This window comes from Sphingorhabdus sp. M41, from assembly GCF_001586275.1.
Taxonomy (GTDB): Bacteria; Pseudomonadota; Alphaproteobacteria; order Sphingomonadales; family Sphingomonadaceae; genus Parasphingorhabdus.
This window is the reverse complement of record NZ_CP014545.1, coordinates 1372660-1395919: the sequence shown is the minus strand read 5'-3', so window position 1 is coordinate 1395919 and position 23260 is coordinate 1372660. Positions and strand designations below refer to the sequence as shown.

23 protein-coding genes are annotated in these 23260 nt (G+C 56.8%); 13 read left to right on the top strand and 10 right to left on the bottom strand.

The features are described 5' to 3' along the window. The first annotated feature begins 8 nt into the window (after nucleotides 1-8). The 4 genes from AZE99_RS06645 to AZE99_RS06630 all read left to right on the top strand — a co-directional run bounded on the left by AZE99_RS06645 (nucleotide 9) and on the right by AZE99_RS06630 (nucleotide 5264). The gene (locus AZE99_RS06645; protein WP_067199087.1) at nucleotides 9-767 is read left to right on the top strand and encodes a YaaA family protein; all 759 of its coding nucleotides are present in this window, start codon (nucleotides 9-11) and stop codon (nucleotides 765-767) included. Then, entirely contained in the window at nucleotides 764-1468 is a 705-nt protein-coding gene (locus AZE99_RS06640; RefSeq protein WP_067199085.1) for an SDR family NAD(P)-dependent oxidoreductase, read from the top strand. The genes AZE99_RS06645 and AZE99_RS06640 overlap by 4 nt, the downstream gene beginning before the upstream one ends. A 169-nt stretch (nucleotides 1469-1637) precedes the next feature. Continuing rightward, a complete protein-coding gene (gene gyrA / locus AZE99_RS06635; RefSeq protein WP_156472337.1) occupies nucleotides 1638-4325 on the top strand; it encodes a DNA gyrase subunit A in 2688 nt (895 codons plus the stop codon). 102 nt (nucleotides 4326-4427) lie between these two features. Further along, the gene (locus AZE99_RS06630; RefSeq protein WP_067199081.1) at nucleotides 4428-5264 is read left to right on the top strand and encodes a TauD/TfdA dioxygenase family protein; all 837 of its coding nucleotides are present in this window, start codon (nucleotides 4428-4430) and stop codon (nucleotides 5262-5264) included. Here AZE99_RS06630 and AZE99_RS06625 read toward each other — a convergent pair. Then, entirely contained in the window at nucleotides 5255-5944 is a 690-nt protein-coding gene (locus tag AZE99_RS06625; protein ID WP_231862708.1) for a lysoplasmalogenase, read from the bottom strand. The two genes, AZE99_RS06630 and AZE99_RS06625, sit on opposite strands and share 10 nt — an antisense overlap. Nucleotides 5945-6041: 97 nt before the next feature. Between AZE99_RS06625 and trmFO the strand changes: the two genes are divergently transcribed. Then, nucleotides 6042-7394, top strand: a complete 1353-nt coding sequence (trmFO, locus tag AZE99_RS06620) for a methylenetetrahydrofolate--tRNA-(uracil(54)-C(5))-methyltransferase (FADH(2)-oxidizing) TrmFO (protein WP_067199079.1) — start codon at nucleotides 6042-6044, stop codon at nucleotides 7392-7394. A 9-nt stretch (nucleotides 7395-7403) separates the two neighbouring features. On the opposite strand, the gene AZE99_RS06615 is transcribed toward trmFO, so the two are convergent. Together AZE99_RS06615 and AZE99_RS06610 are read right to left on the bottom strand one after the other, a co-directional pair. Continuing rightward, nucleotides 7404-7871: a hypothetical protein gene (locus tag AZE99_RS06615; protein WP_067199078.1), complete on the bottom strand. Its 468-nt coding sequence runs from the start codon at nucleotides 7869-7871 to the stop codon at nucleotides 7404-7406. A gap of 31 nt (nucleotides 7872-7902) precedes the next feature. Continuing rightward, nucleotides 7903-8580 carry a hypothetical protein gene (locus AZE99_RS06610; protein ID WP_231862707.1) on the bottom strand — a complete coding sequence of 226 codons (678 nt, stop codon included), beginning with the start codon at nucleotides 8578-8580 and terminating at the stop codon, nucleotides 7903-7905. Between the two features lie 146 nt (nucleotides 8581-8726). On the opposite strand from AZE99_RS06610, the gene AZE99_RS06605 reads away from it, so the two are divergent. The 3 genes from AZE99_RS06605 to AZE99_RS06595 are packed head-to-tail and all read left to right on the top strand — an operon-like array spanning nucleotide 8727 to nucleotide 12093. Continuing rightward, nucleotides 8727-10790 (top strand): TadE/TadG family type IV pilus assembly protein, encoded by a 2064-nt coding sequence (locus tag AZE99_RS06605; protein WP_067199075.1) that lies wholly within the window; start codon nucleotides 8727-8729, stop codon nucleotides 10788-10790. After that, nucleotides 10790-11398: a TadE/TadG family type IV pilus assembly protein gene (locus AZE99_RS06600; protein WP_067199074.1), complete on the top strand. Its 609-nt coding sequence runs from the start codon at nucleotides 10790-10792 to the stop codon at nucleotides 11396-11398. Before AZE99_RS06605 ends, AZE99_RS06600 begins: the two co-directional genes overlap by 1 nt. Then, nucleotides 11389-12093, top strand: coding sequence for a TadE/TadG family type IV pilus assembly protein (locus AZE99_RS06595; RefSeq protein WP_067199072.1), 705 nt, complete (start codon nucleotides 11389-11391; stop codon nucleotides 12091-12093). The genes AZE99_RS06600 and AZE99_RS06595 overlap by 10 nt, the downstream gene beginning before the upstream one ends. 22 nt (nucleotides 12094-12115) lie before the next feature. Here AZE99_RS06595 and AZE99_RS06590 read toward each other — a convergent pair whose 3' ends face one another. The 4 genes from AZE99_RS06590 to eno all read right to left on the bottom strand — a co-directional run bounded on the left by AZE99_RS06590 (nucleotide 12116) and on the right by eno (nucleotide 16389). Further along, a complete protein-coding gene (locus tag AZE99_RS06590) occupies nucleotides 12116-13498 on the bottom strand; it encodes a pyruvate dehydrogenase complex E1 component subunit beta (protein WP_067199070.1) in 1383 nt (460 codons plus the stop codon). Beyond that, nucleotides 13498-14619, bottom strand: coding sequence for a pyruvate dehydrogenase (acetyl-transferring) E1 component subunit alpha (gene pdhA, locus AZE99_RS06585; RefSeq protein WP_067199069.1), 1122 nt, complete (start codon nucleotides 14617-14619; stop codon nucleotides 13498-13500). Before pdhA ends, AZE99_RS06590 begins: the two co-directional genes overlap by 1 nt. Nucleotides 14620-14701: 82 nt before the next feature. Then, nucleotides 14702-15013: an FtsB family cell division protein gene (locus AZE99_RS06580; RefSeq protein ID WP_067199067.1), complete on the bottom strand. Its 312-nt coding sequence runs from the start codon at nucleotides 15011-15013 to the stop codon at nucleotides 14702-14704. A gap of 101 nt (nucleotides 15014-15114) precedes the next feature. Next, entirely contained in the window at nucleotides 15115-16389 is a 1275-nt protein-coding gene (eno, locus tag AZE99_RS06575) for a phosphopyruvate hydratase (RefSeq protein ID WP_067199065.1), read from the bottom strand. Nucleotides 16390-16594: 205 nt separating this feature from the next. On the opposite strand from eno, the gene AZE99_RS06570 reads away from it, so the two are divergent. From AZE99_RS06570 to AZE99_RS06550, 5 genes are all read left to right on the top strand, one after another. Continuing rightward, nucleotides 16595-17128 carry a hypothetical protein gene (locus AZE99_RS06570; RefSeq protein ID WP_067199064.1) on the top strand — a complete coding sequence of 178 codons (534 nt, stop codon included), beginning with the start codon at nucleotides 16595-16597 and terminating at the stop codon, nucleotides 17126-17128. A 62-nt stretch (nucleotides 17129-17190) separates the two neighbouring features. Then, complete coding sequence (locus AZE99_RS06565; RefSeq protein ID WP_197460267.1) at nucleotides 17191-17574, top strand: phage holin family protein; 384 nt, start codon at nucleotides 17191-17193, stop codon at nucleotides 17572-17574. A gap of 5 nt (nucleotides 17575-17579) precedes the next feature. Then, on the top strand, nucleotides 17580-17897 hold the full coding sequence (locus AZE99_RS06560) for a hypothetical protein (RefSeq protein WP_156472129.1): 318 nt from the start codon (nucleotides 17580-17582) through the stop codon (nucleotides 17895-17897). A gap of 3 nt (nucleotides 17898-17900) precedes the next feature. After that, entirely contained in the window at nucleotides 17901-18440 is a 540-nt protein-coding gene (locus AZE99_RS06555) for a DUF883 family protein (protein WP_067199060.1), read from the top strand. Further along, nucleotides 18437-18673: a DUF4170 domain-containing protein gene (locus AZE99_RS06550; protein ID WP_067199057.1), complete on the top strand. Its 237-nt coding sequence runs from the start codon at nucleotides 18437-18439 to the stop codon at nucleotides 18671-18673. The genes AZE99_RS06555 and AZE99_RS06550 overlap by 4 nt, the downstream gene beginning before the upstream one ends. On the opposite strand, the gene AZE99_RS06545 is transcribed toward AZE99_RS06550, so the two are convergent. The 3 genes from AZE99_RS06545 to carB all read right to left on the bottom strand — a co-directional run bounded on the left by AZE99_RS06545 (nucleotide 18670) and on the right by carB (nucleotide 23240). Continuing rightward, nucleotides 18670-19305: a rhomboid family intramembrane serine protease gene (locus AZE99_RS06545; RefSeq protein ID WP_335339237.1), complete on the bottom strand. Its 636-nt coding sequence runs from the start codon at nucleotides 19303-19305 to the stop codon at nucleotides 18670-18672. The genes AZE99_RS06550 and AZE99_RS06545 overlap by 4 nt on opposite strands. Before the next feature lie 11 nt (nucleotides 19306-19316). Next, on the bottom strand, nucleotides 19317-19793 hold the full coding sequence (gene greA, locus AZE99_RS06540; RefSeq protein WP_156472127.1) for a transcription elongation factor GreA: 477 nt from the start codon (nucleotides 19791-19793) through the stop codon (nucleotides 19317-19319). 111 nt (nucleotides 19794-19904) lie between these two features. Further along, entirely contained in the window at nucleotides 19905-23240 is a 3336-nt protein-coding gene (gene carB, locus AZE99_RS06535) for a carbamoyl-phosphate synthase large subunit (RefSeq protein ID WP_067199053.1), read from the bottom strand. Between the last annotated feature and the right edge of the window lie 20 nt (nucleotides 23241-23260).

Here is a 23260-nt window from a genome sequence, read left to right as displayed (position 1 = left end):
AAAATCGCGTGCTTGCAATCATATCCCCCGCCAAATCTCTGGATTTTGAATCCGCTATTCCCGCAACCCCGCCATCCGCAAATCGCTTTCCCGACGAAACGGAAAAGCTGGCGAATGCGATCGGAAATCTGACAGTAAAGAAGCTGAAAGCGATCATGCCGGTTTCCGATAATCTGATTGCCCTCAACCGGAAGCGTTACAGCGAATTTTTCGATCAGCCCGAGCGGCCTGCGATCTATGCCTATAATGGTGATGTCTATACCGGGTTCGAAGCCAGCAGCCTTAGCGACGAAGCCATGACCTTTGCCCAGGGTCATTTGCGTATCCTCTCCGGTCTCTACGGGCTGCTCCGTCCACTCGATCCGATTCGCCCGCACCGTCTGGAAATGGGCACGAAATGGGCACCGCGCTACAGCAAGCTGACCGACTTCTGGAAAGACAAGATTGCCGATGCGCTGGCAGATGATCTGGCGCAGATTGAAAGCCAAACCATCGTCAACCTCGCGAGCAACGAATATTGGGCATCAGTCAAACCCCATGTCGCAAAATTGCCCGGACGGATCATCGAAGTGGATTTTCGCAAGGACAGTCCCGACGGTCCCAAGTTCATCAGTTTCGAAGCCAAGCGCGCGCGCGGCATGATGGCGCGCTATATCTGCGAGAACCATCTGACCGACCCCGCGGCGCTGAAGGGTTTCGACTATGACGGTTACCGCTATGATGGCGAAGGCAGCACAGAAAGCAGCCTCCGCTTCCTTCGCACGTGACTGGAAGGACAGCCGTCATCTTTGGCGCAACCGGCGGAATCGGCTCGGCAATTGCCGATAGTCTGGAAGCCGACAGCCGGTTTGACCATATTATCCGCTTCTCCCGAGCCGATAACAGCCCCGTCACCGTTGACCTGACATCCGAAGCAAGCATCAGGGATGCGGCGGACTGGCTGCAGGACCACGGGCTTTCGCCCTCGCTGGTTTTTGTCGCAACCGGACTTCTGCATGATGAAATCAAAGGCCCGGAAAAAAGCCTCCGGCATCTCGACGCCGACTGGCTGATGAAAAATTATCAGGTCAATGCGATTGGCCCCGCCATGGTCGCCAAATATTTCCTGCCGCTGATGGACCGCAAAGACATTCTGAGATTCGCCGCCCTGTCAGCCCGTGTCGGCAGCATTTCGGACAATCGGCTTGGCGGCTGGTACGGCTACCGGGCCTCCAAAGCCGCGCTCAACATGATGATCCGCAACCTCTCGATCGAATGGTCGCGCAAGAACGACAAATCAATCATCGTGGCTCTGCACCCCGGCACCGTCGACACGAGGCTGAGCGTCCCATTTCAGGGCAATGTTGCGCCCGAAAAATTGTTCGATTCCGGGCGCGCCGCTCGCCAGCTTCTCGCCGTTCTCGATGCGCTGAAACCCGCCGACAGCGGCAAAATATTTGCGTGGGACGGAACAGAAATCCAACCCTGATATCCACCCGGTAACATTATTGTAAAACTGGCCCGAAAGGCTGGCTTTTGCCAGCCCGTTCGCCTAGAAGAACCGACAAGAAAAAACCCATGAAAAAGGCCCGTTTGTGAACGAACAAACCACTCCACCGTCACCGTCCAATATCGAACCGATAGACATCGTCGATGAGATGAAAACCAGCTACATGGATTATGCCATGTCGGTCATCGTCAGCCGCGCATTGCCTGATGTGCGCGATGGTCTGAAGCCGGTCCATCGCCGCATATTATTCGCGGCGCAGGAAGGTGGCATGGTCGCCGGACGCCCTTATCGCAAATGCGCAAAAATCGTCGGTGACGTGATGGGCAACTATCACCCCCATGGCGACAGCGCGATCTACATGGCGCTGGCCCGCATGACCCAGGACTGGTCGATGCGCGTGCCGCTGATCGACGGTCAGGGAAATTTCGGTTCGATGGATCCGGATATGCCGGCATCGATGCGTTATACCGAAGCGCGACTGAACAAGGTCGCCAATTTCCTGCTCAACGATCTCGACAAGGATACTGTCGACTTCATCCCCAATTATGACGGCAGCCGGCAGGAACCGAATGTCCTCCCTGCCCGCTTCCCGAATCTGCTGGTCAATGGCGCTGGCGGCATCGCCGTCGGCATGGCCACCAATATTCCGCCGCACAATCTCGGCGAAGTGATCAACGCCAGCCTCGCCTATATCGAAAATCCCGGGATCACCATTGACGAGCTGATCGAAATTGTTCCCGGTCCGGATTTCCCGACCGCACCGCTGATTCTGGGCCAGTCCGGCGCCCGCGCAGCCTATAAGGACGGTCGCGGATCAATCATGATGCGCGCGCGCCACGTGATCGAGGAAGGGCGCGGCGACAAACGCTCGATCGTCCTGACATCGATTCCGTTTCAGGTCGGCAAGTCCGGTCTGGTCGAGAAAATCGCCGAAGCCGCCAAGGACAAGCGGATCGAGGGCGTCTCCGACATTCGTGATGAATCCAGCCGCGCCGGTGTCCGCGTGGTGATCGAGCTGAAGCGCGACGCGACCGCCGACGTAGTGCTCAACCAGATCTGGCGCTTCACCCCTGCCCAGTCCAGCTTCCCGGCCAATATGCTCGCCATTCGCGGCGGCCGGCCGGAAGTGCTGACGCTGCGCGACATCATCGAATCCTTCGTCAAATTCCGCGAAGAAGTCATCACCCGCCGCACCAAGTTCGAACTGAACAAGGCGCGCGAACGGGCGCATATCTTGCTCGGCCTGGTGGTTGCGGTCACCAATATGGACGAAGTGGTCCGGATCATCCGCGGTTCCTCAACCCCAGCAGAGGCCCGTGAATCATTGTTGCGGCGCGAATGGCCGATTGCCGAGATTGCTGGCTATATCAAGCTCGTCGAAGCGACCGAAACCGAGGTCGAGGGCGATACCTATAAGCTGTCCCAGGTTCAGGTGAAGGCGATTCTCGATCTGCGCCTGCAGAAACTGACCGCGCTCGGCCGCGAAGAAATTGGTGACGAGCTGAAGGAACTGGCTGCCGCGATCGAGGAATATCTCGCCATTCTCGCCGACCGCGAAAAGCTTTATGCCGTGATGCGCGAAGAGCTTGAAGAAGTGCGCGACGAATTTGCGACGCCGCGCCTCTCCGAAATCACCGCAGCATGGGACGGTCTCGAAGACGAAGACCTGATGGAACGCTCCGAAATGGTCGTGACCGTCACCCACGGTGGCTATATCAAGCGCACTCCGCTCGACACCTTCCGCGCCCAGCGTCGCGGCGGCAAGGGCCGCGCTGGCATGGCGACCAAGGACGAAGACGCGATCACCGAATTGTTCGTGACGTCGACGCACACGCCGGTATTGTTCTTTTCCACCCACGGCAAGGTCTACCGGCTCAAGGTCTGGAAACTGCCGGAAGGCGGTCCACAAACCAAAGGCCGTCCGATGATCAACCTGCTGCCGCTGGCGGACGGGGAAGTAATTTCGACGGTCTTGCCATTGCCCGAAGACGAGGCGGAATGGGCGGCGCTGCACGTGATGTTCGCCACTGCCAAAGGCGGCGTCCGGCGCAACAGCATGGACAGTTTCACCAACGTGCCTTCCAATGGCAAATTCGCGATGAAATTTGACGAAGGCAGCGATGATCGCCTGATCGGCGTCGAATTGCTGACCGACAATGACGATGTCCTGCTCGCAACCAAGAACGGCAAGGCCATCCGCTTCGCCGGTGATGCCGTGCGCTCTTTCCAGAGCCGGACATCCACCGGTGTCCGCGGTATTGCGCTGAAGGGCGATGACGAAGTCATCTCGCTGTCGGTCCTGCGCGGTTTCGAAGCTTCGACCGAGGAACGCGACCAGTATCTCAAGGCCGCTCCGTGGAAGGACAATGAGAACGCTCCCGAACTGTCCGCCGAACGCATGGCCGAATTCAGCGAGACCGAGGATTTCATCCTCACCGTCTGCGCCAATGGCTATGGCAAGCGCTCGAGCGCTTATGAATATCGCCAGTCGGGCCGCGGCGGTCAGGGCATTCTCAACATCGACAATATCAAGCGCAATGGCACGGTCGTTGCCAGCTTCCGGGCATCGGACGACGAGCAGGTCATGCTGGTCACCGACCAGGCAAAGCTGATCCGCATGAAAGTAGCGGATATGCGGGTGATTGGACGGAACAGCTCGGGCGTCAAATTGTTCGACGTCGCCAAGGGCGAACATGTCGTCGGCGCTGCCAAGATTGACGAGGAAGAAGAGCCGGAAAACGAAGCCGAAGAAGCCGTGGTCGAGGAAATGGTCGATCAGGGCGTTTCGGACGGCGATGTGGCAATAACGGATGAACCGGACGATTCAGCCGAATGATCCAATACCGTTCGTCCTGAGCTTGTCGAAGGACGCCTCCCACCAGAAAGAGGTGCGTCGACAGGCTCCGCACGAACGAGAATAATATCGAGGGGAAAGCTGATGAAGGTCACACCATCCGGGCAAGCCTGCGGAGCCGAGGTGACGGGTATCGACCTGACACAGCCGCTTTCCGCTGACGATATTGGCCAAATCCGCTCTGCCTGGCTGCAACATCATGTGCTGTCCTTCCCGGACCAGGCCATGAATGATGACGATCTGGAGCGGTTTACCCAATATTTCGGCGCCTTCGGCCTTGACCCGTTTTTCGATCCGATTGAGGGCCGTCAGCATATTGCAGCCATCCGGCGCGATGCAGACGAGAAATCGCCGTTGTTCGCCGAGAACTGGCACAGCGACTGGAGCTTTCAGGCCCGTCCGCCAGCGGGAACCTGTCTGCTGGGCATCACCATTCCCCCTGTCGGCGGCGACACATTATTCGCCAATCAACATGCAGCGCTCGATGCGATGCCGCCGGAAATGCGGGAAAAATATGAAGGCCTTGTCGCGATTCACAGCGCGCAAATGGCCTACGCTCCCGACGGCGCCTATGGCGAAAAGGACGAGGGGCGCAGCATGGCGATCCGTCCCGATGAGTCCGCCCGCGAGACCCAGACCCATCCGCTGATCCGCGAACATCCGGAAACCGGACGCCCCGGACTGTTCAGCTGCCTCGGCTATATAATAGGCTTTGAAGGCATGGCGCAGGAAGAGGCCCTGCCCCTGCTGCAGCAACTATATGCCTGGCAAAGCCGCGACGAATTTGTCTATCGCCACCAATGGCAGCCGAATATGCTGGTCATGTGGGACAATCGTTCTGTCCTGCATTGCGCGACCGGCGGCTATGACGGGCATGACCGGTTGCTTCACCGGACCACTATAGCCGCTTATCAGGCGTGAACCGGGTCGGCGCTGTCCGCTGCCATTTCGTGCCTTAGTGTTCTGACAATTCCCGTCGCGATCATGAACTGACCGAAATAATAGAAAGGCCAGACCAGCAATGTCGGTATGATGCTGGTTTCCATCGGGCCCATCCGCGCAAATATCAGCAGGTCTGAAACGAGAAACAGAATCGCTCCCGCACCGACCTGGTAGCGGGAGAAACGGCTGGTCCACGCCATGGACGCCATCGCCGCCACCGACAGACAGTAGATTGCGATGGTCAATGCGTCGCCCCTGTTGGAAGGCAATGCCCATGCAATCAATACCGACAGCGGCACCAGAAGAATCGCAAATATCTTCTGGCTCAGACCCAGTTTGTGGCGACGATAGCGGGAATAGAAGCCGATTGCGACAAGATGGCCAATGAGAAACGCTCCGGCACCGATCCGCATGTCATATTCCAGGGTCATGTCGCCGATCGCACCAAATGCCATGATCGCTCCGACAATTTTGCCGTCCAGACGGTGCAGCCGGATCAGGGCGTAAATCGCCAGAAAGCTGACTCCGAGACCCTTCCAGACGACAATCAGCGGTTCCGGAAGTTCCGGATTGTTCAGGACGCAGGCAAAATAATAGCTGATGCCGAACAGCAGGCTGAGCAGCAGAAATGGTCTGTTTTCGGCAAATGCGCTTTTCATCGGAATATTGTCTCCCCCACGTCGGATTCGCCTCTAACACGCAAAGAGCGTGACTGCCAGATTGACATTAGGGCCTTACCACAACAGTAAGGCGCGCATGACAGATGTACATATTATCGGTGGCGGACTCGCCGGGTCGGAAGCAGCATGGCAACTCGCGGAACAGGGCATAAAAGTGCGCCTTTCCGAGATGCGGGGCAGCGGCGAAATGACACCTGCCCATCAGACAGAGGGTCTGGCCGAACTTGTCTGCTCGAACAGCTTCCGCTCCGATGACGCAGAGAAAAATGCCGTCGGCCTGCTCCATCAGGAAATGCGCGATCTCAATTCGATCATCATCGGCGAAGGCGACAAGCACCGCCTGCCCGCCGGCTCGGCGCTGGCCGTCGACCGTGATCATTTCTCGGAAGGCGTAACCAAGCGGCTCAGCGAACATCCCAATATCGAAATTGTCCGCGAGCGGATTGACCAGCTGCCCGAAAGCGGACTGACCATCGTCGCTACCGGCCCGCTCACCGCCATGACGCTCGCAGAAAGCATCGGCGCTGCCACCGGCGAGGATTCGCTCGCCTTTTTCGATGCCATTGCCCCGATCGTCTATAAAGACAGCATCAACATGGACATCGCCTGGATGCAGTCGCGCTGGGACAAGGTCGGACCGGAAGGCGATGGCAAGGATTATATCAATTGCCCGATGGATCGCGATCAATATGAAGCGTTCATCCAGGGACTGCTCGACGGCGATAAAACCGACTTCAAGCAATGGGAAAAGGACACCCCCTATTTCGAAGGCTGTATGCCGATTGAAGTGATGGCCTCGCGCGGTCCTGAAACATTGCGCTTCGGTCCGATGAAGCCGGTCGGCCTGACCAACGCCCACACGGGCCAGAGCGAATATGCAGTGGTCCAGCTCCGTCAGGATAATGCACTCGGCACGCTCTGGAACATGGTCGGATTCCAGACCAAGCTCAAATATGGCGCGCAGGCTGATCTGCTCAAATCCATTCCCGGTCTGGAAAATGCCGAGTTCGCGCGCATGGGTGGCCTCCACCGTAACACCTTCATCAACGCGCCCAAGCTGCTCGACAAGGAGCTGCGCCTGAAGAAAGCGCCGCATATCCGTTTCGCCGGCCAGATAACCGGCTGCGAGGGCTATGTCGAAAGTTCGGCGGTCGGATTGATGGTTGGCCGGATGGTCGCTGCGGAAATCCGCGGCGAACCCTTCACCCTGCCGCCGCAGACCACGGCATTTGGCGCGTTGCTGTCGCATATTACCGGCGGCGCCGATGCGCGCGACTATCAGCCGATGAACGTCAATTTCGGGCTATTCCCTCCCTTCGAACAGCGGATCAAGAAGAAGGAACGCAAGGAAGCTTATACCAAGCGCGCCCGGGAAGATTTCGCCCAGTGGCTGCAACCTTTGTCGGCACAGGGCCTGCAACTCGCTTAAGCCCTGCGCCTAGCATTTGCACCGCGGCGCACTACGCTTGGGTCGCGTCGTGCGAAATTCCGTGCGGGTCAGCTGGCCATTGCCGTTGGCATCCGCTCCGGCAAAGCGGTCACTGGTGGCAACCGCCCATTCCTCGAACGTCAGTAGATTATTGCCGTCCTTGTCGAGCTTCCGGAACGAATCGGTGCGACTGCTCATCATCTCGAGACGCGTGATAATCTCGTCGCGATTGCGGTCATAGCGGTTGAACCGCATTTCTTCGCGGGACGCCTTATAGGCTTTCGGCGGCGTTGGCGGTGCAGGACCCACCGTTTGCGCATCCAGCTCCGCTTCCGGCAAGCTCTCGGGGTCAGCCGGTTCTGGCGGTGGTGGTGCTTCGGGAATGGGAACATCCTGCCCCTGTGCACCAATCCACAGGAACAGACCGGCCGTCAGCAATAACAATATACCGGCAGCACCGGCGGCAAATTTCTTCATCAGCCAAATCCGCAGATCAGCGACTGTCGGTCTAGTGACCAGATATCCCGTGCCAGATTATCCGTGCGGCGCTGGCAGGATTATAGAGATCGGCAGTCAATTGGCCCTTCCTAACATCGCGAATCATCAGTTTGCAGAGGATTGAGAGCGGTCGTCCGCTTCTGTCAAAATCGGGCTGCGGCCGGGATGCCACAATCTCCGTACAGCGCTCGAACGCGGAGTGCCGCATATTTGCGTCCGAACAATGGCGGGCAAAGTCCCACAAGGCCCAGGCCCTGCCCAGCTCCGCCTGCTCTTCGCTCAGCGATTTTCCACCCGCCAGAGCAAATTCGAATGTTCCGCCGCCACGGGCTTCGGCATAATTGTCAAACTGACGATCCTCCCAGGGAAAATCATCGAGCATCGCTTCCCATCCATCCAGCAGGACCAAAAGCGGAGCCAGGCTCTCACCCTTCTCCTCGAAAATATTGATGTGCTCGACCAGCGGTTCGCCCGCCGGACGATCTGCTGCCGGCTTGGTTAATATATCCCGCCACCAGGTTAACCGCATCTGTCCGATCAATATTTCCGATGTCGAGCGGATAACCTCCGCGAAGCGGGCATCGAGCGCGAATAGCATCGCGTACCGAGAGCGGTCCTTTTGCCTTGCATAGGCCAGAACTAACCTGTGCAATGGCTCGAGTTGTAAAACCGTGTCAGACATGGACATGACGTCAACGCTTTTCCGCCCGAAATCAAGGTAAACGTCGCGTTAACCAAGCCTATTGCGCCGTCCCTAACCCTTTTTTCCCTATCAGGCAGACCGAAAAGAAATTTATCGGCGCAATTATCGTCGCACAGATCAAGGGCTACGGAATGTTTGACAGCAACAAGATGAAATCTGCAAGGTCATTTTTGCAGGAGTTGCGTACCAATACCGCTGGTAACACGCTTGCGATGGCCGGCATGGCTCTCTTTCCGCTTGCCGCGATGATTGGTGGCGGTGTTGATGTCAGTCGCATCTATCTGGTGCAGACGCGTTTGCAGCAGGCGTGCGATGCCGGAGCCCTTGCCGGGCGACGTCAAATGAGCAGTGGCAGCTGGACCGCGAACAACAATGCGGCCAACACGGCAGCCCAGAATATGTTCAAGGCGAATTTCGATACCGACGCCTTTGGGTCCTATGAAGGAACGTCTACATTTTCCGAAAATGCCGGGACCGTCACTGGCACCGCATCGGTGAAACTCGACATGGCCGTAATGCAGATGTTCGGCTTCGGCACCAAAAGCGTCGCCGTCGAATGCGATGCCTCGATGAGCATTCCCAATACCGACGTCATGTTCGTTCTGGACACGACCGGGTCGATGAACTGCCCGGATACCGGAACCTCCTATTGCGGTAATAATGGCAATGTCGAAGCTTCCAATGCCAGGATCAAAGGGCTGCGCTCGGCGGTCAAATGTTTCTACGAGACATTGGCGAAAAGAAACAGCAGCGAAGATTGCGGATCGACACCGGCAGCGGGCAGCGCCAATACCGCACATCTGCGCTTCGGCTTCATGCCGTACAGCACCAATGTCAACGTCGGCAAACTGCTGCCCAATGATTTTCTGGCGGACCGATGGACCTATCAATCGCGCGTGGCACGGACTAGGTTGGAAAATGTAGTTGTCGATTATACGGCGGGAACGCCTTATCTTTACGGCAGCAGCTATTATTTCGATGACCGCTGGAGCCGCACAGAAACTGTTGACACACATTATAACGTGCGCAACTCGCGCGCCTGCGACGATCTTCAGCCCAACGACTATGATGACATGTCTGGAAGTGAAGGCCCGAAATATGGTGAATATAGCTGGACCTCCGGGGGCGAACAGATCACCCGTTGGTTCAAGGATGTCGACGGCATTCGTTACGATTATAGCACCGACTATAACAGCAGGTGGGACCGCTGCCGCATTGAGCTTCGGACCCGCGACCTCGTAGAGCGACGGGAATATCGGCAAGTCAACTCGCCGGTTTACGAACAGCAACAGGTCTTTTCCCATTATGATTATATGCCGGTTGAGCATAATGTCAGCGGGCTGAAAGCAGGCGGTTCGTCATGGAACAATTCGGTCGACCTGCCGGTCGGCAACCAGGGACTGGATACCGGCATAACTTGGGATGGCTGTATCGAAGAACGGCAAACTGTGAGGACCACAAACTTCGATCCGATACCCACGGCCGCATATGACCTGGATATCAATCGGGTGCCGACCACCGGTGATCCTGCCACGCAATGGGGACCGCTGCTGTATGACGCCGTCTGGGCCCGATATAATGGAAGCACCAACGATCGGACCAACTCGACCGTTTCTAATTCAAATACGTTATACAGAAATTTCAGCTATACCTGTGCGTCCGAAGCGCGCAAACTGCAGCGCTGGGACAATCCCGCCGATTTTGACAGCTATCTTGACAGTCTTGATGCCATCGGCAGCACTTATCACGATATCGGATTAATCTGGGGCGCTCGTTTTCTTACGCCTGTGGGGATCTTCGGCTCAGAAAATGCTGCGTCGGAAACCGGCGGCACCATTGACCGCCACCTGATTTTCATGACCGATGGCGACACGGTGACGAGCAATACACAATATACTTCTTATGGAGTAGAATGGTATGATCGCCGCAGAACTTCCACGAGTAGCGCGCCATCAGATTCGACACTCGAAACACAGGTAAACAGCCGCTTCCTGGCAATGTGCAGCGCCATCAAAAACCAGAATATCACGCTTTGGGTGGTATCCTTTGGTAATGGTGTGAGCTCAAGCTCGATCACCAATTTGCGCAATTGTGCGACTTCCGGAAAATTCTACAACGCCAGCAACAGCGCGGAATTGCTGGCCAATTTCCGCTCCATCGCGAACGACATCTCGCAACTGCGACTGACCAACTGATGCCGCAGTTTCTGAACAAGCTACGCGCCCTCAAAAGGGATGATGTCGGTGCAGCGCTGGTCGAATTCGCGCTCGTTGCACCCGTGCTGATCCTTTTGATAATGGGCATGCTGGATATCGGGCATCGCATTTACGCGACTGCGATTCTGCAGGGCTCGATCCAGAAGGCTGCCCGCGATGCCAGCCTTGACGATGGCGCAGCAAATGCCAGCGCCATTGATGATCGCGTGAAGACATTGATGTTGCCGGTGATTCAAGAAGAACCGATTTCAAATTTTGATTTCGAACGGCGAAATTACAGTGATTTCTCGGATATCGCGAAACCAGAAGATTTTACCGACACCAATAATGACGGTGAATGCAATGATGGCGAACCTTATGACGACCTGAATGGCAACGACAGTTGGGACGCTGACAGAGGCGCTGCCGGTCAGGGCAATGCAAAAGATGCGGTACTGTATACCGTCACAGTTACCTATCCACGGCTGTTCCCGATGGCGGAAATGATTGGGCTGCCGCAGGATGAAGTGATTGAAGCCAGTACGGTTTTAAGGAACCAGCCATTCGGTGAACAATCCGCACGCGGAGGGATCAAAAATTGTACCTAAGCAAAAAGCTCAGCGGGCTAAAATCGTGCAAATTTATCAAACGGACATTGTCTGCCCTCGCAGTCAATACGAGCGGCCTTGCGCTCATTGAGCTGGCCTATTCCCTCCCTATTTTAATGGGTGTGGGAATGTATGGCGCAGAAGTCGCCAATGTTGCGATGGTGAGAATGCGTGTGAACCAGGTTTCCATGCATGCGGCCGACAATGCGTCCCGTATCGGCGAAGGCTCGCTCTTGTCTGCCAAGAAAATCTACGAAAATGACATCAATGATTTGTTCGTAGGCGCGCAACGTCAGGCGGGTAGCACTATCGATATACTTGAACACGGGCGGATCATTATAAGCAGCCTCCAAAGGCATAGCGATGGCGATCAATATATCAGCTGGCAGAGATGCAAAGGCAAAAAGGCTCATGTCTCAAGCTATGGGACCGAGGGGGAGAACTCCCCGTCACGCCCAACAGACGGAATGGGTCCCGCGGGTGCCAAAGTAACCGCCCCTGCCGATCAGGCGGTTATCTTTGTAGAAATTGCTTACGACTATCAGCCATTGATATCGAGCAACTTTACAAGCACGCGGACGATAACCACACGAGGCGCCTTCAACGTCCGTGATCGTCGAGATTTGACGCAAGTCTATAACCAAACTGGCAGTGATCCAGTTTCCCGTTGCGACCTATATAATAGTATCAGCTAGACCGCTCTGGAATATCAGGACCTTATCGATAGCAGACTTTCTTAACCGCCGCGATGATCCGTGCGCTGTCGAGAAGAGCCGCCTTCTCCAGATTGGCCGCATAAGGCAGCGGAACATCCTCGTTGGTCACCCGCATCACCGGAGCGTCGAGATCGTCGAAGCCCTGCTCCATGCATAGCGCTACGATTTCGCTCGAAATCGAACAGGTCGGCCAGCCTTCTTCAGCCACCACCATCCGGTTCGTCTTGGCGAGACTTTTCAGAACGGTTTCCGTATCCAGCGGTCGCAGCGTACGCAGATCAATGACTTCCGCTTCAATGCCCTCACCTGCCAGATTGTCTGCGGCTTCCAGTGCCAGACCGACACCGATCGAATAGCTGACAATCGTGACATCACTGCCTTCGCGCATGATCCGCGCCTTGCCGATAGGCAGCGTGTAATCCTCGATCTCCGGTATGTCGAACGACCGTCCGTACAGCAGCTCGTTTTCCAGAAACACGACCGGGTCGGGGGTCTGAATTGCCGCTTTGAGTAAGCCTTTGGCGTCCGCAGCATCATAAGGCGCAATAACGATCAGGCCGGGAACCGCCGCATACCAGGGACCATAATTCTGGCTGTGCTGCGCACCCACGCGCGATGCTGCACCATTGGGGCCGCGGAAGACGATCGGGCAGCGCATCTGGCCGCCGGACATATAATTGGTTTTGGCTGCCGAATTGATGATCTGGTCGATCGCCTGCATCGCAAAGTTGAAGGTCATGAATTCGACAATCGGTTTCAATCCGCCCATCGCCGCACCGGCACCAATGCCGGCAAATCCATGTTCGGTAATCGGCGTATCGATCACCCGCTTGGGACCAAATTCCTCGAGCAGGCCCTGCGTAACCTTGTACGCGCCCTGATATTCGGCGACTTCCTCGCCCATTACAAAGACCGTTTCGTCCTTGCGCATTTCCTCTGCCATGGCGTCGCGCAAGGCTTCACGCACCGTGAGTGAGGACAATGCGGTGCCGGCAGGAACGGATGGATCATCAGCCCGCGATATCGGGGCGGGTGGAGCTGCTTCCATGATTTCAGGCTTTGCTGCTTCCACCGGCTCGGGCTTGGATTCCTCTTTCGCTGCGCTCGGCGGTGCCGCTTCGGCTACCGGACCGGTCTCTTCATCTTCGCCGGCCATTTCGGCAATCACTGTGCCAACCGCAACTTCGTCGGTTCCGGCTTCGACCAGAATTTTCGTGATCACGCCTTCATCAACGGCTTCGAATTCCATCGTTGCCTTGTCGGTTTCAATTTCCGCCAAGATGTCGCCGGAGCTGACTTCATCGCCTTCCTTGACGAACCATTTGGCCAATGTGCCTTCTTCCATGGTCGGCGACAGGGCGGGCATTTTCAGTTGGATCGCCATCAATATTGCTCCACCAGCACGTTGGTATAAAGTTCGGACAGATCCGGTTCCGGCGATTCCTCGGCAAAGTCTGCCGCTTCCATCACCGTCTTGCGAACCTTCTTGTCCAGCGCTTTCAGATCCTCTTCCTTGACGCCCTTTTTCAGCAAGGCCGCTTTCAGACGCTCGATCGGATCGGATTTTTCACGCACGTCCTGAACCTCGTCACGGCTGCGATATTTGGCCGGGTCGGACATCGAGTGACCGCGATAGCGATAGGTTTTCAGCTCCATCAATACCGGACCGCCACCGCCCCGCACGTCCTTCAGGACTTCCTCGACCGCACCGCGAACCGCCAGCACATCCATGCCGTCGACCTGCACGCCGGGAATGCGAAAGCTTTCGCCGCGGCGGTAGAGCTGGTCCTCGGCGGACGAGCGGTTGACGCTCGTGCCCATCGCATATTGGTTATTCTCGATCACGAAAATCACCGGCAGCTGCCAGAGCTCGGCCATGTTGAAGCTTTCGTAGACCTGCCCCTGGTTGGAAGCGCCGTCACCGAAATAGGCCAGACAGACTCCACCGTCCTCCTTATACTTGTGAGCGAAGGCCAGACCGGTGCCGAGCGAGACCTGCGCACCGACGATGCCATGGCCACCATAGAATCCATGCTCGACCGAGAACATGTGCATCGAGCCGCCCTTGCCTTTCGAAATACCGGAAGCGCGACCGGTGAGCTCGGCCATCACAATATTCGGGTCGATCCCGCATGCCAGCATATGACCATGGTCGCGATAACCGGTGATGACGCTGTCCTTGCCGGGGTTGATCGCAGATTGCAGACCGGTCACGACCGCTTCCTGGCCAATATAGAGATGGCAGAAACCACCGATAAGGCCAAGGCCGTATAGCTGCCCTGCTTTTTCCTCGAACCGGCGGATAAGCAGCATCTGCTCATAAAAATCGAGCATCTCCGCTTTGGTCGCGCTGTAAATCGGTGCCTTGAACCCGCCTGTAGAATGCACGGTTCTCTTGGCCTTGGCTGGGGCGCGTTTCGGCGCCGGGGTTTTTTTGGCTGGGGCGGTTTTCTGGGGAGCTTTTGCCACGCGAGCGGAATCCTTTTTTTGACTAGAAAATTGCATAGCCAAAACCGTTCGGTTACCCAAGTACTTAGGTTCAGTGAGCGATTAAATAACTGCGGTAATGACTTGAGACAGCCATAGGCTATTTCAGCGGGACGATAATCTCGTCAGGATGAACGACGTTGACTTTCTTGCGCAGCAATTCGCCGATCAAATCCGGGTCAGCGCCTTTTGGATCAAGCAACTGCACCCTGTTTTTCAGGGCGGCGCGCTCGCTTTCCAGCTTGGCCAACTCAATCCCGCGCATCTCCAGCTGTGCCTGATAGTCGCCCCAGGCCAAGATCCCGGTTGGCCCGAGCACGGCATAGCCGGCGATGGCAAGAAGAGTCATCAACGCAAATCCCGGCCCGAGGGCCGCTCTTATCAGATCAGTGATTTTTTCGCGTTGCGCCATAGAACAGCCTTGAATCAGAAAAGTGATTCGCTGGCAAGAGGCTTAATACCCATTTTGGCAGTTCAGCGCCCAAATGCCCCGCAATAGCGAGGAACCGGCGATCAGCTGAAAATTGATCGGCCTGCGTAATGCGCGACACTGCCCAGTTCTTCTTCGATCCGGATCAGCTGGTTATATTTGGCGAGCCGGTCTGACCGTGCGAGACTACCAGTCTTGATCTGACCGCAATTGGTCGCAACCGCGAGATCGGCGATGGTTGAATCTTCTGTCTCTCCCGACCGGTGCGACATCACCGCGGTATAAGATGCATTATGCGCCATCCGCACGGCTGCCAGCGTTTCGGAAAGCGTTCCGATCTGGTTGACTTTCACCAGCAGTGAATTGGCGAGACCGTCCTTGATGCCCATCGACAGGCGCTCGGGATTGGTTACGAAAAGATCGTCGCCGACCAGCTGCACCTTATCACCAACCGCATCGGTGATCAGCTTCCAGCCTTCAAAATCATCTTCCGACATGCCGTCCTCGATCGACTTGATCGGATAGTCGCGGCACAGGTCCGCGAGATATTCGGACATTTCTGCCGGGCTGAGCACTTTGCCCTCGCCCGAGATATGATATTTGCCATCGCGGAAAAATTCGGTAGCGGCGCAATCCAAGGCGAGCACAACTTCGTCGCCGATCTTGAAGCCGGCCTTTTCAACCGATGCCATGATGAAGTCGAGCGCTTCACGCGTGGATCCCAGGTTCGGCGCAAAGCCGCCTTCATCACCGACAGCCGTGGCGAGACCTTTCTCCGACAGGCCTTTCTTCAGCGTGTGAAAAATTTCCGAGCCCCAGCGAACGGCTTCGGAAAGGCTGTCGGCACCCACCGGCATCACCATGAATTCCTGAAAATCGATCGGGTTGTCGGCATGTTCGCCGCCATTGATGATGTTCATCATCGGTACTGGCAGCACATGCGCCGAAACACCGCCGACGTACCGGTAAAGCGGCAAGCCGCGCGCATCGGCCGCAGCCTTTGCCGCAGCCAGGCTAACGCCCAATATCGCATTGGCACCCAGCCGCGCCTTGTTCGGCGTTCCATCGAGCGCGATCATCACCGCATCCAGTTCTTCCTGGTCTTCGGCATCCAGATCGGTCAGCGCTTCCTTGATCTCGCCATTGACCGCATCGATCGCCTTGAGAACGCCCTTGCCGAGATATTTGCTCTTGTCGCCATCGCGCAATTCGACCGCTTCATATGCGCCGGTCGAGGCGCCGGATGGGACAGCGGCACGACCAAAACTTCCATCCTCGAGCAGTATATCGACCTCAACCGTCGGGTTGCCCCGGCTATCCAGAATCTGGCGGGCATGAAGGTCGATTATTGCGGTCATGGTAAGGCTCCGAGTGAAGAGAAATATTCGCCACGGCCTTATCGCGATGACCGGCTTCATGCAATCCATTGAACCGCTTTTATCGTCGCCTTGCCCCTTGATTCAAAAGCATATGTTCCCATTTCGAGTATAAGGGAATAATATTGGCAACGCTTTGCGTTTGTAGAATATTGGCTAGAGGCACATTTAAGAAGGAATATTGATCATGGCAGAAGTCAAGAAACCAACCGGAAAAACGCCGGCAAAAGCTGCGGCAAAAAAGCCCGCCGCGAAGAAAACCGCTGCCAGGAAGGCTCCTGCAAAAGACACTTCTGAAGTCCGCACCACCAAGGCCCAAAAAGCTGCTCCGTTGAAAGCCGGCGCCACCAAAGCGGCTGCGCGAAAGACCGAAAGCACAAGTGATTTCAAGGATCGCGCGCTGACCAAAGCCAAATCCGCCGCCACGCAGGGCAAGGAACGCACCGGCACCGCCATTGAAAATCTGAGCAAGATGATCGAGGATAGCGCCAAGACCATCGACGATAATGTTGGTGAGAAATATGGCGATTATGCCCGTTCGGCCGCAGACGCCGTATCGTCTTTCGCGGAGAAGCTCAATTCCAAGGAAATTGATGAAATGGTCGAGGACGCGCGCGGCTACGTCCGCAAAAGCCCGGCAGTGGCCATTGGCGCAGCAGCCGTCGTCGGATTCCTGTTATCCCGTCTGATCAAATCAGGGATGGATGATAGCGACGCATGAGTGTAGCATGGCGTCACCATATCAACGGGTGACGGATGTTGCAGGACAAGGAAATTCCAGTTTTGGATGACGAGTTTGAAACCGGCGCAGCCGCAGGCTCTGCAGCTGACGACATTGAAGCGAAAACTCTGACATCGCAGGTCGCTGGCCTGATCGAGGATGTGCGCCTGCTGGCCCATGCCGAAATCGAATATTATCGCGCCAAATTGTCCATCAACATGCTCGCTACCAAGCGGCTTTTGACACTGTTCGGGATCGCGATCATATTCGCGACCACGGCAATCATTGCCTTGATTCTTGGCCTTTTGCTAATATTGTCACATTATCTTGGCCCTGTGGCAGCAACCGCCATCGTGACCGGCTCAGCGCTGCTGATTGCCGTGATCACCATGAACATGGCGGTCAAACGGGCGCGAAAGCTGCCGCTGGATGAACATGATGCATGAGAGTGATGATGCCGCGAAATAATGACGAAATATTCAGCCTGCGTACGCTTGCGATGGACCGGGACCAGGCCCGCGCCAATCTCAAAAGGGATACGGCAGCGGCCAGGATACGTTTGAAACCGTCCAATCTGATGACCGAGGCAAAGACCAAGGCGGCGAACCGGGTCCGCAAAGCCGGCATGAGCGCTGTCGACGGAATCAGGGCCAATCCCGGCCTCACCGCCACGGTTGCCGCGACCGCGACCCTGATCGCGATGCGCAAACCGATTGCCAAGCTTATCGCCAACCGCAAAATGTCCGAGCCGGATCAAACGGAGGAATAGACTATGAACAAGCTGACCGACAATATCGATAAAGCCCGCGCAGCATCCCGGGAACGGCTCGAAACGGCAAAGGAAATCGCGACCGAAAGCACTATCGTCGCCCGTGAGAAAATGTCCGAAAGCAAGGCGCGCGCCGCGGCCTTGCTTGGCGAAGGCCGCGAAAAGGCCGTCGAGAGCGTCACGGCGACCAGAGATGCGGCGAAAAAGGCCGTGGCCAAATCCGAAGAAACCTTGACCAACAGCCCGCTGGCGATTGTTGCCGGGGGCGCCGTTCTGGGTATCCTCATCGGCGCCCTGCTGCCCAAGAGCAAAGCCGAAGGCAAATATGTCGGCGGCGCCGGTCGCAAGATCAACGAAACCGCAAGAACCGCTTATCAGGCCGCCAAGGATGCCAGCCGCGACCAGATTGGCGAGCTGGGTCTGAGCAATGACAATATGCGCGCTCAGTTCAAAGATCTGTTTGGCAAAGCGATCGAGGCTGCTAAGAGCGCGATGGCCGCAGCACAAGATGCGGTGAAAGACGAACATCAGGGCAAAAAATGAGCGAACAACGCAGCAAAATTCATCTGGTCATGGGCGGACGGGTCAAGGACCCGCGCGGCGTGGAATTTGTCAATCTCGACAAGATGGATCTGGTCGGTGTCTATCCTGACTATGAGGAAGCCGAGGACGCCTGGCGCTCAAAAGCCCAGATGACGGTCGATGATGCCGAGATGAAATATGTTGTCGTCCATCTGCACAAGCTGCTGGAGCCAGACGTACCGCTCGAAGATTAAGCGCTGCGGAAACGCCATCCGAGCAAGGGCCTGGTGAGCAGCAGACCGGCGACAAATCCGCCGATATGCGCAAAAATCGCGATTCCCTGCAGATTGCCGCTGGTCGCAACGCCGATCATCAGCTGGATCCCGACCCATGCCAGCGTCAGCCAGACGATGCGGACGACATGGCCGGGTATCGGCCCCACCGAATCAACCCGGTTGCGGGCGAATAACAAGGCATATGCTCCCAATATCGCTGAAATCGCGCCGCTTGCGCCGATCATCGGGATCATGGAATCACTCTCGACAATATATTGCGCAAAAGCCGCAGCATAAGCGCCCACCACATAGAGAACTGCCGTCAGCTGCGCGCCCATCGCCTGCTCGACAAAGCGGCCACAAAACAGCAGCATCAACATGTTGAAACTCAGATGGAGCAATCCGCTGTGCAAAAAGGCAGAGGAAAGCGGCGTCAGCCAGGCCGGCACCAGCCAGCCATAAGCGGTCAGATCAAGCGCTTCGCCGCTCAGCCGGATCGGAAACATCCCGCCGCGCAGCACCGCTTCCTGCTGCCAGCCAAAAATCCAGATCAGCAGATAGATCACGACATTGGCGATGATCAGGCCGTTGGTCAGCTTTCCGGCGGGCATGTTCATCGCCGCTAGATGAACTCAATCTTCTCGAGCAGGAAATATTTGTCGCCGGACGGTACCGTCACTTCGATATCGTCGCCGACACTGCGACCGATCAGGGCCCGGCCAATCGGCGAATTATAGCTAATCTTGCCGGACTTGGCATCGGCTTCCGCCTGGCCGACCAGCTGATATTTCACCGGCTTGTCATTCTCGTCGAGCAAGGTCAGCGTCGCACCGAATACGGCCTTGTCGCCGGACAGGGTCTTCGGATCGATGACCTGGGCGCGGGAAAGCTTGTCCTCAAGATCGCCAATGGTCGCTTCGACCTGGCCCTGACGTTCCTTGGCGGCATGATATTCGGCATTTTCCGATAGATCGCCATGGGCCCGCGCGGTCTCGATCGCGTCGACAATGATCGGACGCTCCAGCTTCAGCGCCTTGAGTTCGGCTTCCATCTTGGCATGGCCTTCGGCGAGCATTGGTACTTTTTCAACAGCCATTATTTTGGCCTTTCCTTACTGATACGCTGCCGATTTCAGCCGTGCAGCGTCTAAAACAGTTTTCCGGCGCCCCGCTTGGAAGGAGCGCCCGCAGTGTGACAAAATGTCGGAAAATTAAGTCTGCGAAGCCTTATAATAGGACTGTAACGCGCGAACTTCAAGAGTCTGATCGCGCATCGCCTCAATCGCCTGCATCGCGGCGTTGCTCGCGGTCGCTGTGGTATAGATCGGAATCTTGCCAACCAGCGCCGCCGCCCGGATCGATTTCGAGTCCTTCAGCGACTGCCAGCCCTCGGTTGTATTGAAGATCAGGTTCACTTCGCCATCCTTGATCCGGTCAACAATATGCGGTCGTCCCTCGACAACCTTGTTGACCTTCTCGACCTTGATTCCCTGTTCGGTCAGATAATCCGCGGTTCCGGACGTGGCAATCAGGCGAAAGCCCAGCTTCTCGGCGAGCCTTGCTGCCGGTTCGATCACCTTCTTGTCGGTTTCCTTGACCGAGATGAAGATCGTGCCGCTGTCAGGCAATATATTGCTGGCACCAAGCTGCGCTTTGGCAAAGGCAATCGGAAAGCCCTGGTCGATACCCATGACTTCGCCGGTGGATTTCATTTCCGGCGACAGGATCGGATCGACACCGGGGAAACGGTTGAACGGGAAGACCGCTTCCTTGACCGCGGTATAGTCGATATGCCGGTTGATCACCGGCAGGTCTTTCAATTTCTCACCGGCCATCACGCGCGAAGCAATCTTGGCAATCGGCACGCCAATCGCCTTGGCGACGAAGGGCACGGTCCGGCTGGCACGGGGATTGACCTCGATCAGATAGACTTCGCCGTCTTTCACCGCGAACTGGATATTCATCAGCCCGCGAACCTTCAGACCGAATGCCAGAGCCTCGGTCTGCCGTTCCATTTCGGCTATGATCTCGTCGCTCAGACTGTGTGGCGGGATCGAGCAGGCGCTATCGCCCGAATGGACACCGGCTTCCTCGATATGCTGCAGCAGACCGCAGACCACGACTTCGTCGCCATCACATATCGCATCGACATCGACTTCGACCGCATCGCGCAGATATTGGTCGACCAGCACCGGACTGTCGCCCGACACCTGCACCGCGGTATTGATATAATTTTCCAGCTGCGCCGGCCCGTCGACGATTTCCATCGCCCGGCCACCGAGCACGAAGCTCGGCCGCAGCAAGACCGGATAGCCGATACGCTCGGCGATTTTCACCGCTTCGTCGCGGGTCCGGGCCATGCCGTTTTCCGGTTGTTTCAATTTCAGCTTGTTGACCAGCTTGGCAAAGCGCTCGCGGTCTTCGGCCAGATCAATCGCATCCGGAGAAGTGCCGAGGATCGGAATGCCCGCGTCTTCCAGCGCCTGCGCCAGTTTCAGCGGAGTCTGCCCGCCAAATTGCACAACCACGCCGACCAGTTCGCCCGACTGCTGCTCGACGTGCAGGATTTCCAGCACATCTTCAGCGGTCAGCGGCTCGAAATAGAGCCGGTCGGACGTATCATAATCGGTCGAAACGGTTTCCGGATTGCAGTTGATCATGATCGTTTCATAGCCAGCGTCCGACAGCGCGAAACAGGCGTGGCAACAGCAATAGTCGAATTCGATCCCCTGCCCGATCCGGTTCGGTCCGCCGCCAAGAATGACGATCTTCTTGCGATCCGAAGGCTGAGCCTCGCACTCCGGAGCCCCGAAAATCGGCGCTTCATAGGTCGAATACATATAAGGCGTCTTGGCTTCAAATTCCGCCGCGCAAGTATCGATCCGCTTGTACACTGGCCGCACGCCCAGCTTGTGCCGCAAGCTGCGCACTTCGGCTTCGGTGGTCGCACCCGCCATCGCGGCAAGCGCGTCATGGACCAGTCCGTGGCCTTCGGCGACTGCGCGCCCTGCACCGCCAGCCACATGGACCGAGTCGATCGCCAGCTTGGCCAGCCGCTGATCGGAAAAGCCCATGGATTTCAGCTTGCGCATGGCCTGCGCATCATTGGGCAGTCCATTGTCAATTACGTCTTGCTCGGCATCGATAATCTCGCGAATTCTGGCGAGAAACCATGGGTCAAAACCGGCAATCGCGTGGATTTCCGCATCGCTGAAACCTTCGCGCATCGCTTGGGCTGCAACCAAGAGACGATCCGGAGTCGCCCGCGCCAAAGCCGCAGCAATATCCTCACGCGGCGCGCCGATCAGTTCCTGCACCCGGTTGAAGCCGTCGAGACCGGTTTCCAGCCCGCGCAGCGCTTTCTGCATCGATTCGTGGATATTGCGGCCAATCGCCATGACTTCGCCAACCGACTTCATCGCGGTCGACAGCAATGGCTCTGCGCCCTTGAACTTCTCGAAGGCAAAGCGCGGAATCTTGGTGACAATATAGTCGATCGTCGGCTCGAACGATGCCGGGGTAGCACCGGTAATATCATTCTCGATCTCGTCGAGCGTATAGCCGACCGCCAGCTTGGCGGCGACACTGGCAATCGGGAAGCCCGTCGCTTTCGAAGCCAAGGCAGAAGAGCGCGACACCCGCGGGTTCATCTCGATGACCACCAGTCGGCCGTCCTTCGGATTGACCGCAAATTGTACGTTGGAACCGCCAGTCTCAACGCCAATTTCGCGCAGCACCGCGATGCTGGCGTTGCGCATGATCTGATATTCCTTGTCGGTCAGGGTCAGCGCTGGCGCAACGGTGATACTGTCGCCGGTGTGCACGCCCATCGGATCGACATTCTCGATCGAGCAGATGATGATGCAATTGTCCTTTTTGTCGCGGACAACCTCCATCTCATATTCTTTCCAGCCGATGATCGATTCCTCGATCAGCACCTCGTTGGTCGGCGAGGCTTCCAGCCCGGTGCCGACAATATGCATGAATTCTTCTTTATTATAGGCAACGCCGCCACCGGCCCCGCCCATGGTGAAGCTAGGCCGCATGATCGCCGGCAGGCCGATTTCCTCGAGCGCCCGCATGGCGTCTTCCATATTATGGGCAATCGCCGACCGCGGGCTTTCGAGACCGATCTTGGTCATCGCCGTCTTGAACTTCTCGCGGTCCTCGGCCTTGTCGATCGCCTCGGCGTCCGCGCCGATCATCTGCACCCCATATTTTTCGAGCACGCCCATCTTGTTGAGCGTCAGCGCCGTGTTCAGCGCCGTCTGCCCGCCCATCGTGGGCAAAATGGCGTCAGGACGTTCTTTTTCGATGATCTTTTCGACAATTTCGGGCGTGATCGGCTCAATATAGGTCGCATCCGCCATTTCCGGATCGGTCATGATCGTCGCCGGGTTGGAGTTGACCAGGATGATCCGGTAGCCCTCTTCCTTCAGCGCCTTGCACGCCTGCGTGCCGCTATAGTCAAACTCGCAAGCCTGCCCGATAACGATCGGGCCAGCGCCGATGATGAGGATGGATTTTATGTCAGTTCTTTTGGGCATAGACTATTTTGCAATCATTG

Excerpts from the sequence above, each read along its gene's own strand:
- AZE99_RS06625 (WP_231862708.1), bottom strand. The coding sequence starts at position 5,944 with ATGAAAAGCGCATTTGCCGAAAACAGACCATTTCTGCTGCTCAGCCTG.
- AZE99_RS06580 (WP_067199067.1), bottom strand. The coding sequence starts at position 15,013 with ATGGCGCAACGCGAAAAAATCACTGATCTGATAAGAGCGGCCCTCGGG.
- AZE99_RS06555 (WP_067199060.1), top strand. The coding sequence starts at position 17,901 with ATGAACAAGCTGACCGACAATATCGATAAAGCCCGCGCAGCATCCCGG.
- AZE99_RS06605 (WP_067199075.1), top strand. The coding sequence starts at position 8,727 with ATGTTTGACAGCAACAAGATGAAATCTGCAAGGTCATTTTTGCAGGAG.
- AZE99_RS06630 (WP_067199081.1), top strand. The coding sequence starts at position 4,428 with ATGAAGGTCACACCATCCGGGCAAGCCTGCGGAGCCGAGGTGACGGGT.
- eno (WP_067199065.1), bottom strand. The coding sequence starts at position 16,389 with ATGACCGCAATAATCGACCTTCATGCCCGCCAGATTCTGGATAGCCGG.
- AZE99_RS06615 (WP_067199078.1), bottom strand. The coding sequence starts at position 7,871 with ATGAAGAAATTTGCCGCCGGTGCTGCCGGTATATTGTTATTGCTGACG.
- AZE99_RS06600 (WP_067199074.1), top strand. The coding sequence starts at position 10,790 with ATGCCGCAGTTTCTGAACAAGCTACGCGCCCTCAAAAGGGATGATGTC.
- gyrA (WP_156472337.1), top strand. The coding sequence starts at position 1,638 with ATGAAAACCAGCTACATGGATTATGCCATGTCGGTCATCGTCAGCCGC.
- AZE99_RS06550 (WP_067199057.1), top strand. The coding sequence starts at position 18,437 with ATGAGCGAACAACGCAGCAAAATTCATCTGGTCATGGGCGGACGGGTC.
- AZE99_RS06570 (WP_067199064.1), top strand. The coding sequence starts at position 16,595 with ATGGCAGAAGTCAAGAAACCAACCGGAAAAACGCCGGCAAAAGCTGCG.
- AZE99_RS06610 (WP_231862707.1), bottom strand. The coding sequence starts at position 8,580 with ATGTCCATGTCTGACACGGTTTTACAACTCGAGCCATTGCACAGGTTA.
- pdhA (WP_067199069.1), bottom strand. The coding sequence starts at position 14,619 with ATGCAATTTTCTAGTCAAAAAAAGGATTCCGCTCGCGTGGCAAAAGCT.
- AZE99_RS06590 (WP_067199070.1), bottom strand. The coding sequence starts at position 13,498 with ATGGCGATCCAACTGAAAATGCCCGCCCTGTCGCCGACCATGGAAGAA.
- AZE99_RS06560 (WP_156472129.1), top strand. The coding sequence starts at position 17,580 with ATGATGCCGCGAAATAATGACGAAATATTCAGCCTGCGTACGCTTGCG.
- trmFO (WP_067199079.1), top strand. The coding sequence starts at position 6,042 with ATGACAGATGTACATATTATCGGTGGCGGACTCGCCGGGTCGGAAGCA.
- AZE99_RS06545 (WP_335339237.1), bottom strand. The coding sequence starts at position 19,305 with ATGCCCGCCGGAAAGCTGACCAACGGCCTGATCATCGCCAATGTCGTG.
- carB (WP_067199053.1), bottom strand. The coding sequence starts at position 23,240 with ATGCCCAAAAGAACTGACATAAAATCCATCCTCATCATCGGCGCTGGC.